Source organism: Mucilaginibacter sp. P5_A4 (assembly GCF_056400605.1).
Genome location: NZ_JBFUKX010000002.1, coordinates 35,873 through 47,826 on the forward strand (window position 1 = coordinate 35,873; position 11,954 = coordinate 47,826).

Annotated in this window: 7 protein-coding genes; all 7 read left to right on the top strand. The window is 41.6% G+C overall.

Features of this window, described 5'->3' with window-relative positions:
• The first annotated feature begins 88 nt into the window (after nucleotides 1-88).
• The 7 genes from AC1DQW_RS02035 to AC1DQW_RS02065 all read left to right on the top strand — a co-directional run bounded on the left by AC1DQW_RS02035 (nucleotide 89) and on the right by AC1DQW_RS02065 (nucleotide 11,722).
• Nucleotides 89-1,507, top strand: a complete 1,419-nt coding sequence (locus AC1DQW_RS02035; RefSeq protein ID WP_477452604.1) for a ligand-binding sensor domain-containing protein — start codon at nucleotides 89-91, stop codon at nucleotides 1,505-1,507.
• A gap of 177 nt (nucleotides 1,508-1,684) precedes the next feature.
• Nucleotides 1,685-2,218, top strand: coding sequence for a sigma-70 family RNA polymerase sigma factor (locus AC1DQW_RS02040; protein WP_477418439.1), 534 nt, complete (start codon nucleotides 1,685-1,687; stop codon nucleotides 2,216-2,218).
• A gap of 35 nt (nucleotides 2,219-2,253) precedes the next feature.
• A complete protein-coding gene (locus tag AC1DQW_RS02045) occupies nucleotides 2,254-3,396 on the top strand; it encodes a FecR family protein (protein ID WP_477452605.1) in 1,143 nt (380 codons plus the stop codon).
• Nucleotides 3,397-3,668: 272 nt separating this feature from the next.
• Complete coding sequence (locus AC1DQW_RS02050) at nucleotides 3,669-7,202, top strand: TonB-dependent receptor (RefSeq protein ID WP_477452606.1); 3,534 nt, start codon at nucleotides 3,669-3,671, stop codon at nucleotides 7,200-7,202.
• 18 nt (nucleotides 7,203-7,220) lie between these two features.
• The gene (locus tag AC1DQW_RS02055; RefSeq protein ID WP_477452607.1) at nucleotides 7,221-9,188 is read left to right on the top strand and encodes a RagB/SusD family nutrient uptake outer membrane protein; all 1,968 of its coding nucleotides are present in this window, start codon (nucleotides 7,221-7,223) and stop codon (nucleotides 9,186-9,188) included.
• A gap of 48 nt (nucleotides 9,189-9,236) precedes the next feature.
• The gene (locus AC1DQW_RS02060) at nucleotides 9,237-10,433 is read left to right on the top strand and encodes a DUF5000 domain-containing lipoprotein (RefSeq protein ID WP_477452608.1); all 1,197 of its coding nucleotides are present in this window, start codon (nucleotides 9,237-9,239) and stop codon (nucleotides 10,431-10,433) included.
• Nucleotides 10,434-10,471: 38 nt separating this feature from the next.
• Nucleotides 10,472-11,722 carry a DUF4998 domain-containing protein gene (locus AC1DQW_RS02065; RefSeq protein WP_477452609.1) on the top strand — a complete coding sequence of 417 codons (1,251 nt, stop codon included), beginning with the start codon at nucleotides 10,472-10,474 and terminating at the stop codon, nucleotides 11,720-11,722.
• The last annotated feature ends 232 nt before the right edge of the window (nucleotides 11,723-11,954 follow it).

The window sequence follows — 11,954 nt, forward strand, 5'->3', positions numbered from 1 at the left end:
GGTGTTTTGAATTAGCTTTCGTTAATTTATAAACGTAATGTTAATATTGTTATCCCCAACAAAAATTTGTAAGCTATCGCTTATAAGCTTGTCTATTTTCTTTTTACCGGCAGTGGTCTCCGCGCAAAATCTTTTCCTGGAAAAGGTAGATTTATGTAGTAGTGAAAATTATTGCATGGATTGCGGCAGCCCGAAAGCTACCTGTTCTCAATTTACACTTGATCAGATATCCGACAAAATCAATCGTAAATACGTATTTAAAGATGCCAATGGGTCGGTAACGTTCCAGGTTTTAGTTGAGCCGTCGGGGTTTAGCTGTGTGCTTAGCCATACGGATATTACCAATAGCCCATTAACAGCCGATTTGATCCGGCTCCTGAACGGAAGTATCTGGAAACCAGCTATTGAAAACGGCAAACGCGTATCTGCATCTGTGAATGTAATTTTTCATATCGCGAATGGCAGAATATCAAGCCAGATGCAAAGAATGGACCTGGCCCAATTAGTGCCGCCCGGCAATCCTGTTGTTTATAACAAAAACGCTGCTTATACTAATCCATCATTAAAAAATTATGAATTCACGGTGTGGACCAAGTATAATTCACCGTTACCGGATAATGTCAGCCAGGCTGCTGCTATAGACAAAGCCGATGTTTTATGGTATGCTACTGCCAGGGGATTTACCCGGTTTGATGGTACAAACTTTAACCCGGTTAATGAATATAACTCGCCATTTACTTCTGAAACAGCCGTGCAGGGTATGACTATTGACAAAGACAATAACAAGTGGGTTTATATTAACAATGGGATATATAAATGTACCGATGCGGGCTGGCAGGTATATGATTTTAAAAAGTTTATAAAATCTGGTGTTACTCATATCTTAAATAGTCGTAACGGCGAGCTTCTTTTTACCACTAAAGATGGCATGGTGGTGGTAAGAAAGGATAAGGTAGTGRTATTAAATAAAAAAACGATACCGCTGCTGCCCTCAAGCAATGTATATTACGCTTATGTTGATAACCAGAAACGTTTGTGGATAGGTACATCAAAAGGCAACATCATGATTGATAGAAACCTGCTGCCAACCACATTTAATACATCAGATACACCTTTAAAAAACGCCTGCATTTCTGGCGCGGCCGAAGATGAAAACGGCAATCTTTACTTTTCGCTGATTAGCTACAATAAAGCCGGTGGCGATGATGACAAAGAAGGAATAGCGGTGCTGAAAGCTGACGGCACCTGGCTTCATTTAAACGATAAAAATTCCGGAATTCCCTCCAACCATGTCAATACTATATTGTATGACAAGTTTGAACGCGTTTTGTGGATCGGTACAGATCAGTCGGGCCTGGTAAGGTTTAATTTGAACGGTGGTTGGGAAAACTATCACAACAACAACTCCCCTGCTCCCGGTCATACAATTTATCAATTGGTTCAGGATTCAAAAGGTGTTATTTATGCCACCACGGCTAACGGCTTGCTAATGATCAGGAGAAAATAAAGCATTTGGTCTGAGTTTTTCGCTATAGGGATGTATTCATATACCAATCTATAGCTTCTATTTTCATGTTTTTTTATTTTTTTTTGTTTAACTGTTGTTTTAACAATTAAAATATCTATATATTAGCTTTGCATTGGAGCCCATTCTATGCAGATATAACCAATTATATAGTATTTCATGGAAATTTTGGACGACAATCAAATTGTTGAGCAATTAAAGCAGGGTAACCAGGAGGCCTTCAAATTACTCTTCAAAAAATACTACAAGCTGCTCAACGTATCAGCTTTTTATATTTTGCGGGATGAAATGGAGGCCGAAGATACCGTGCAAAATCTGTTTCTCGATTTTTGGGAGAGGCAATTATATAAAAATATCAATTCGTCTTTAAACGCGTATTTAAAAACGGCTATCCGTAACAGGTGTTTGAAAAGGGTTGAAAAGGGAACGCAGATCCAAAAGAAATTAGTTGACTATCAATACACACTTACAGAAATAGAAGAGGCAGAACAAGTACCTGCACAGGAAATTTATACCGAAAAAGTTTTGGCAAACCTTTCTATACAGCGATTGCAAGCCTTTACATTAGTTCATTACCAAAACAAAAAATATAAAGAAGCCGCCTTTGAAATGGGTATTAGTATCAATTCATTAAAAACGCATTTAAAGCTGGCAGTTAAAACCTTAAAAGAGGGATTAAAAAGTGCTGAATAGTTCACCCTTTTATTCATAATCCGGTCTTATAGATAATGGCATATAATAATACATATATACAGGAATTAATAATAGACAAAATTGCAGGTGCGATAAGTGAGGAGGACGATGATTTACTTCAGCATGCAATAAAAGAGGATCCACACGTACAGCAGATGTGGGATGAGATGCAGCATGCCTTAACCTCGGATAAAGCTAAAACATTTTTTAACAGTATTGACGAACACAAAGCATGGGATAAAATTGAGGGCGAACTTGGATATGTAAAACCAAATAATGTTAAACAATTGGGTTTTAAGCGATGGCTGTCTGTAGCGGCACTACTATGTATTACACTGTCAGCCATATATTACTGGGCAGCAAAACCTGTTTCTAATATAGTGGCGGTTAAAAAACATAAAAAGCCAGCCATTGAGTTACAAATGGCAAACGGACAGCATATTGACCTTTCTGATACCAGTAAACAGGTTATCAATACACCATTTGCCCGGTTAAAAAAAGGAGCTAATGGCTTAAGTTACAAGCTTGATGATGCAAAAACACAGGATTGGAGCACGCTGTTGGTACCTCCCGAATTAGATTATAAGATCGTTTTATCTGACGGGACGCAGGTTTGGCTAAATTCTGCTTCGAGCATGCGTTTTCCTTTTTCGTTTTCAGGCAATACCAGGGAAGTATATTTAAAAGGAGAGGCCTTTTTTAAGGTGGCAAAAAATGCTGCTCACCCATTTATTGTTCATACCAACCAAACAGACGTGCAGGTACTTGGCACCGAATTTAATGTGAACACCTATAACTCCAACATCACCACAACCTCGCTGGTGGAGGGTTCAGTATCTACAAGTGGTCATTATAAAGAAAAAACATTGTTAAAACCGGGCTATCAGGCTGTATACGCGCCAGGCATAGGCTTTTTAAAACAGCCCTTTGATGCCGGCACTGAATTGGCCTGGATGCATGGAATGTATTATTTCCATAATAAAAAATTAAGCGATATCAGCGAAGTGCTGCTACGCTGGTTTGATTTAAAGGTTGTTTTTGATAACCCGGCCAAGGCAGAAGAATCATTTAGCGGTGCCATTGCTAAAAACAAATCTGTACAGGTTTTTATCCAAAATCTTAAGTCCTCTGCCGATGTGGAAGCTACCATTACAGATGGGGTTTTACATATAAAATAGTGCACCTTTTAAAATAAAGATCAAACAATTTTAAAAACCGGGTATAAACTGAAAATAAATTTCAAATTTTTAATCTATTTATTTTACGGGTTATATTTAACCAAAAAGACCGATTTTCAACTGAAAACCGGTCTTTTTGGTTAGTGAAACCGGATGAAAATACCTTCATTTTATAATTAGTTGTTAAAATAACAATAAAAAAAATTCTTTCCGTTCACCCGTTTTGCTCAGAAGCGGTCTTTAGTCAAAACCAAATTATAAACCAATAAACTATGGAGAAAATTTTATTTTACCGACGGCTGCTACTGTCTGTTTTTATTTTTTTATGGGTCGCCCAGTCTTCTTACGCACAAGCGCAAAGTCCGGGCCTGGTAACACTCAAAAAGGCTAACATTACATTGGCCGAGGTATTTCAGTCAATAAAACAGCAAACAGACTTTACTGTTTTTTACAGTAACAGCACTTTAAACGACAAAGAGCTTGTTACTGTTAATTTTCAAAATACCAGTTTGCATGATGTTTTTACGTTCCTTTTAAAAGGCAAAAGCCTGCGTTACGTGTTACGCGACCAGCTTATTGTAATTGAGAAAGTTGCGGCCGAAAAACCAGCCCCGGTAACTCCCAAAAAGGAGCAGACACAAACGCCATTGTCCAAAACGGTACAAGGAACAGTTATCGACGAGAAGGGCCTTACCCTGCCTGGTGTAAGTGTTAAAGTAAAAGGTACAGGTATAGGTACTCAATCGGATCTCAACGGTAAATATTTAGTTAACCTGAAGGGAACCGATAAAACCATCATCACGTTTTCATTTGTAGGATCTAAAACCCAGGAATTTGATTTAAACAACTACCAGCCATCAAATGGTACTTATGTATTAGATGTAACCATTGGTACCGATAAAACCGCACTCGAGGAGGTTGCCGTTGTAGCATATGGTACCCAGAAAAAGTCAAGCCTGGTAAGTTCTATAACCACTATAAGCCCCAAACAACTTAAAGGCCCGTCAAGTAACCTTACCACTATGCTTGCCGGCGTTGTGCCGGGGATGATATCCTACCAGCGTAGCGGCGAACCAGGTGCTGATAACGCGCAGTTTTTTATACGCGGTGTTGGTACCTTTGGTGCAGGTAAGGTTGACCCGTTGATTTTAATTGATGGTATCGAATCGTCAACTACAGATCTGGCCCGGTTACAACCCGATGATATTGCCGGATTTTCGGTACTAAAAGATGCCACTGCTTCGTCACTATATGGTGCGCGCGGTGCAAACGGTGTAATCCTGGTAACCACCAAACGTGGTGATGTGGGAACAGTAAAATTTAATGTACGCGGCGAAAACTCAACATCGTCCAATACTAAAAATATCGACCTGGCCGATAACATCAGCTACATGACCCTGGCCAACGAGGCTGTGCTTACCCGCTATCCGCTGCGCCCACTCCCTTATTCGCAAAATAAAATAGACCATACTGCTAATGGAGACGATCCGCTGTTATATCCAAGTAATAACTGGATAAAGAAGCTTATCAAAACCAAAACCAATAATCAAAGGTTCAACATGAATGCCAGTGGCGGGTCAGAAAAAGCGCAGTACTACCTGGCCATGACCTATAACATTGATAACGGCAACCTGGCCGAAAACAGTCTTAATAATTTCAGTAACAATATTAAGCTGCGATCATATTCTATTTTATCAAACACCACCCTAAACCTTACCAAAACCACTGACGTAGTAGTGGGCTTAAAAGGACAGTTTGACAGCTATAACGGACCTATAAACGGCGGAGGGTATACCTTTTTAAACGCGTTGTGGAGCAATCCGGTAGCTTTTCCGGCTGTTTATCCGGGTAGTTTGTTGCCATACGTAAATCACCCGCTTTTTGGTAATGCTGTCATCCCAAGTGGTGGTCTGTACATGAATCCATACGCACAATCCCTGTCCGGCTTTCAAAGTTCAAACACCAGTACGCTAACCGCGCAATTAAATTTGAGCCAGAAGCTTGATTTTATTACCCCGGGCTTATCGGCAAGGGCAATGGCATACACGAGCCGCTACTCGTACTTCACCGTTACACGCCAGTATAGCCCTTACTACTATCAACCCAATGTACTTAACGGGCAATTTAACGGCCTAACATTAATTAACAGTGGCCAGGCTCAGACTGGCAGTATAGGTAATATACCAACTGATTATTTAACGTTTTCCCGCGATCCGTCGACAAACGTCGCCAACTCTACTACCTATCTCGAAACAGCGATAAACTACAACCGTACCTTTGCCGAAAAACACGCCGTCAGCGGTTTGTTAATCGGCACTATGCGCAATTATCTTACAGGTAACGCCAAATCGTTACAATTATCGCTACCATCGCGCAACCAGGGTGTATCAGGCAGGTTTACGTATGGTTATGATAACCGTTACCTGTTTGAATTTAACTTTGGCTATAATGGCTCCGAACGCTTTGCAAGCAACCACCGTTTCGGATTTTTCCCATCCGTAGGTGCGGGTTGGGTAGTGTCAAACGAGAAATTTTTTGAGCCAATGCTGTCAACCATCGACAACCTTAAATTCAGGTTTACCTATGGGTTGGTAGGTAATGACCAGATCGGGTCGCCAGATGACCGTTTCTTCTACCTGTCGAATGTTAATTTGCAAAGTGGCTATAACGGCCAGTTTGGTACCAACTATACTTATGGCGCCCCAGGAGTAACCACCTCGCGTTATGAAAATCAAAACATTACCTGGGAGCGATCAAGGCAAACCAATATAGGTATGGATTTAACACTGGCAAAAAACTTTAGTTTAACGGTAGATGCTTACCAGCAATTGCGCGATAATATCTTGATGGTGAGGAGCACCATCCCTACCTCTATGGGTTTGCAGGCTAATATATCATCAAACGCGGGCAAATCATCCAGTAAGGGTATTGATATTGCCATGGATTATAAGAAAAACTTTACCAACTCCTTCTGGATCCAATCGCGCGGTACGCTCACTTATTCTAAAAGTAAACTGTTAAAAAACGAGGAACCTGCATACGGCGATAATTTAAAATACCTGAGTAAGGTAGGTAACTCGTTGAGCCAGATTTACGGCCTTGTTGCCGAGCGGCTATTTATTGACGATATAGAAGTAGCCAACTCACCGGTGCAAAGTTTTGGCGATTATAAAGCCGGAGATATTAAATACCGGGACATGAACGGCGATGGAAAAATAACCACCTCGGATGTGGTGCCAATAGGTTACCCGCAAGTGCCCGAAATTATTTACGGATTTGGTTTTTCTGTTGGTTATAAAAACTTTGATATCAGCGCCTTCTTCCAGGGATCGGCACGGTCGTCTTTTGTTATCAATTCTGGAGATATTTCTCCTTTTTACCTGGTAAATGGGTACCAGGAACGAACTAAACTTAACACCGGTAACCAAAGCGGTTTGCTGAATTCGATAGCTAAAGATCATTGGTCGGAAGATCGCCGTAATCCTTATGCCTTTTGGCCACGCTTAAGCACCGACATCCAGGCCAATAATAACCAAATAATTGAGAACAATATACCAATAACCCCAACATCAACATGGTGGTTGAGAGATGGTTCATTCCTGCGCCTGAAATCAGCTGAGATTGGTTATAACTTCACTAAAAAGCAGCTTAAAAGCATTCGCTTAAATAGCGCGCGCATTTATGTAAACGGTTTAAACCTATTAACGCTAAGCAGTTTTAAACTGTGGGACCCGGAAATGGGAACATCCGGCCTGGGATATCCAATTCAAAAGGTGTTTAACATAGGCTTAAGGGTAGAATTTTAAAGCTTTCAAATCAATAATATGAAAAGTAATTTTATACAAAAAATTAAGCATACAATATCAAGTCAGGCCCCTATACGTTTATTGCTTGCTTTTATACTGATTTTGCCGGCATCGTCCTGCAAAAAATCATTCCTGGATGTGGTTCCAGACAATATACCAACCATAGCTAATGCCTTTGTTTCAAAGGTCGAGGCAGAAAAGTATCTGTTTACCTGCTACTCTTACCTGCCTACCGAAACCGATCCTACCTACAACGTAGGCCTTACAGCAGGCGATGAAGTTTGGGTAGAAGACCCGGCAGGCCACATCAGGCCAACAAACGTATTGCAACTGCCACGGGGCTTTCAAAACTCGTCAGATCCTATTGCCAATTATATGAACGGAACCAGGGACGCGGCAGGAAATTATAGAGCTATACGCGATTGTAATGTTTTTATCGAAAATGTGAGCGACCTGACAAAGGTGCGCGATCTGGATATTGATACCCGCGAACGCTGGATTGCCGAAGCGCAGTTTTTAAAAGCTTTTTATCATTTCCAGTTGTTCAGGGCTTATGGGCCAATTCCAATTATCGATAAAAATTTGCCTATTGATGCATCTATCGACGATATAAGGGTAAAACGCCGCCCGGTTGATGAAGTAGTAAATTATATAGCTGGCTTATATGACCTGGCAGCAGCAAAATTGCCTTTAACAATCAGGAACGAAGCTAGCGAACTGGGCCGTGTTACCAAAGCTGCGGCTTTAAGCATGAAGGCAAAATTATTGGTGACTGCCGCAAGCCCCCTGTTTAATGGCAATCCAGACTATAATTCGTTCAAGAATAAAGACGGAGAACTGCTGTTTAATTCGGCCTTTAGCACCGAAAAATGGCAACGTGCGGCCGATGCGAGTAAGGCTGCCATTGATTTTTGCGAGGCTCAAAATATAGCGTTATATACATTTCCTACCCCTACCACCAATCCGCTTAGCCAAACTACCATGACGCAAATGAGCATCAGGAACGCGATGAGCGAAAAATGGAACAATGAGCTGATTTGGGGATTAACTGCAGATAATAACATCAATTACAACTCATTTTTTCAGTCGATGTGTGCAGGTCAGTATGATTTCGATCACGCCGATGCGGCAAGATCGGCCAATCGCCCTTTGATGGGGCCCACTATAAAAATGGCCAAAATGTTTTACACTAAAAACGGAGTGCCTATTAATGAAGATAAAACACTTGATTTTAGTAACATATCACAGTTGCGGGTTGGTACTCACGACGAGCGTTTTAATATCAAAGAAGGAGAAACCACTGCCCGGCTCAATTTTGACAGGGAGCCACGATATTATGCCGACCTTGGGTTTGACCGTGGTGTATGGTATATGGCCAATAGTACAACAAGAAGCGACGAAAATACCTGGTGGCTGAAAGCCCGCGGGGCCGAAATAGGGCAATCATCGCCAATACCAATTGCCGGTTTTTATATGAAAAAAGCGCTAAACTGGCATTATGAATGGACAACGGTTACTTATATCAATTACCCTTGGCCCGAAATGCGCCTTTCTGATTTGTACTTACTTTATGCCGAAGCATTAAACGAAGCCCAGGGGCCGGTAGCCGATGTATATACCTATGTAAACCGTATAAGGGCAAGGGCCGGTTTGCCTACCGTGCAGGAATCATGGACAAATTTTAGCATCAATCCAACCAAATACACTACCAAAGACGGCATGCGGTCAATTATTCAGCGCGAGCGCGCAGTTGAGCTTTGCTTTGAAGGCCACCGCTTTTGGGACCTTTTACGCTGGAAAACCGCCGGTGTTGAGCTTAACGGAAACGTAACGGGATGGACGATAAGTGAAAATTCGCCCGAACTGTATTACCGCGAAAGATCCATCTATTTAAGGCACTTTGTAATCCCGCGTGATTACTTATGGCCAATACGGGAAAATGACTTACAGGTTAATCAAAACCTGGTTCAAAACCCTAACTGGTAAATGTATAGCAATAATATGTTTAATAATAAAAACATTAAAATGGAAACAATGAAATTACGAGCTGCTTTCTATATCTGGTTGTTAGCTATAATAGCAACCGGCTGCAAGCAGGAAACACTTAATAAACCTACCGTAACTAATAACAATGCTCCAGGGCTTGTTACTAACGTACAGGTACAAAACCAAAACGGCGAAGCCGGTTTAACATACACACTACCCGGTGATGCCGACCTTTTTTACGTAAAAGCTGTTTATGAAACCTCGCCTGGTAAAACGCGCGAAGTAATTGCATCGCGCTACACTAATACTATAACAGTGGATGGTTTTGGCGATACCCTGGCACATGTGGTAAAACTATATGCCGTAAACTCCAGCGAAAAGGCATCGGCACCGGTTTCCGTTACCGTAAACCCATTAACCCCTCCCTATATCCTTGCTTTCAGATCGCTTAAAATCACCGCTACTTTTGGTGGTTTTAACGTGGCCTGCGATAACCCGACTAAAGCCGATCTGGCTATTATCCCGCTGGTTGATACGGGCAAGAATAACTTATTTGTGCAGCCAAAAGGAATGGATAATATTTACAGCAACAGCGTTTTGATTAAGGCTGCCGTAAGGGGCCAACCGGCTGTTGAAAGAAAATACGCGTTTTTGGTAAGGGACAGATATTTAAACCTGTCCGACACTTTGTTTTTAACCCTTACTCCATTTTACGAAGAGCAGTTTTCAAAATCCAATTGGTCGCCTTATGTATTGCCCGGCGATGCTACCAACCTGTATTCATATACTGATCTTACCAAAATTTGGGATGGCAACTTTAACGGCGGCTGGCCAAATTGTTTATTTACTGTTGAAAGCGCGGGCAGCCCGCAAATGGTAACGTTTGATTTAGGTAAGCAACGGATATTGAGCCGCTTTATAATGAATCCGTTTCTGGAGATTGGTAACGTATACTACGTAAGGGGTAACCTAAAAGACTTTGAAATATGGGGATCAAACACACCCAATACAAACGGTGCCCTGGATGGTTCATGGACCAAACTACTAACCTGTAATATTGTAAAGCCGTCAGGGTCGCCCTCGGGTACAGAAACAGCTGCCGATACCAAATATGGACGTGATGGCTGGGGCTTTGATTTTCCGGCAGGGATAGGCGCATACCGGTATATCAGGATCAGGAGCTTGCACAACTGGACAGGGTCATACTTTATGAGTATCAGCGAATTTACCCTATTTGGAAAGTAGTAAATGTTTACCAACATTTTTTCAATTAAATTTTGATTATGAAACATTATAAAATAACATCATACTTTCTTTTAGTGTTAATGGCGTTTGTCATGAGCGCCTGCACTAAAATGGATGATTACAAAAAGAAATACGAGCCGAACGGCCCAATTATATATCCGGGCAAACTCGACTCGGTACAGGTTTTCTCGGGCAGGAACAGGGTTTTGTTAACCGGCCTTTTTACATCAGATCCTAAAATTGTAAAATACCGGGTTTACTGGAACAGCAAACAGGATTCAATAGAAATACCGGTAACCCGTACATCGGGCGTTGATACAGCGAAACTGCTTATACCCGGTTTGCCCGAAGGTATAATGACCTTCGAGGTCCGCACGTATGATAACAATGGGCATATATCCATCCCCGTTACCTTAGCCGGCAACGTATATGGCAGCCTGTACCAAAGCTCGCTCATCAACCGTGGCATAACCAAAGCCGAATTACAAACAGATGGATCTGCCCTGATTAACTGGACCGACGTGAATGCCGATGACGGTTTAATTTCGATGCAAATTAAATATACCGATGCTGCCAGCAAGCAACACGATACCTTAGTAACATCGGCACCAACAGGTTTAAGTACATCCCTGCCTAAATTTAAAGCAGGCAGCGCAATCAGCTATCGTACAGCCTTTAAACCAAACAAAACGGCTATTGATACTTTTTATGTAGATTATCAAACCCACAGTGTAAAAGCTGAGGTAACCAGCATTTATTTATCAAACGTAACAAGCCCTTTTCAAAGAGCGACTTATGATGGACGATGGGGAACGCTTGCAGCGCCGTGGATTACAAATGCGGCCGCTAAAAATAAGGATAATGGCGTTAACGGGGGCTATAGCTCTGACGCGGGCGGGGTTATCAATTGGGAAACCTGGTATAATAGCCCCGTTGTAAACGGGATAATTTATCAACCTACATCTTCGCCGCTACCTGCAGGAAATTATATTGTTTCATTTGATGCCTATTCAGAAGTTCAATCAAATTCCACTGTTTATTGTATAGCCTCAGCGGGCGGAAACGGTCTGCCGCTACTTGCTAACCTGTCTACAGCGTTAGGGTATGTTGGTATGTATAATGGGGCCACCGTAGGTAAAACGAGCCCAAGTTCAAGGGAAGTAAGAAGCTTTACGTTTACGCTTACCACGCCGCAGGTGGTATCAATTGGATTTTTAGGAAACGTTGTTGGAAATGGCAACCCCGGCAACTATTTCCAGGTGTTTAACATCAAACTATATAAGAACTAACCCCTGATTTTCAATAAAAGTAAGGCCGTCTCATAAGTAGTTATGGGGCGGCCTTTTTTCATTAAAAGCTGTTTATTCCTTTTTTGATTATACGGATTGAAGTTTACTAACTGATTGGTTTTCGATAACTTTTTTAAGCATAATACGCCTTCAAACCAGCCCTGTGCATCAGCGTAAGCTTCGCCGCATAACACTCAATAGGCATATTGTAAAACCCATAAAGGTTACCATC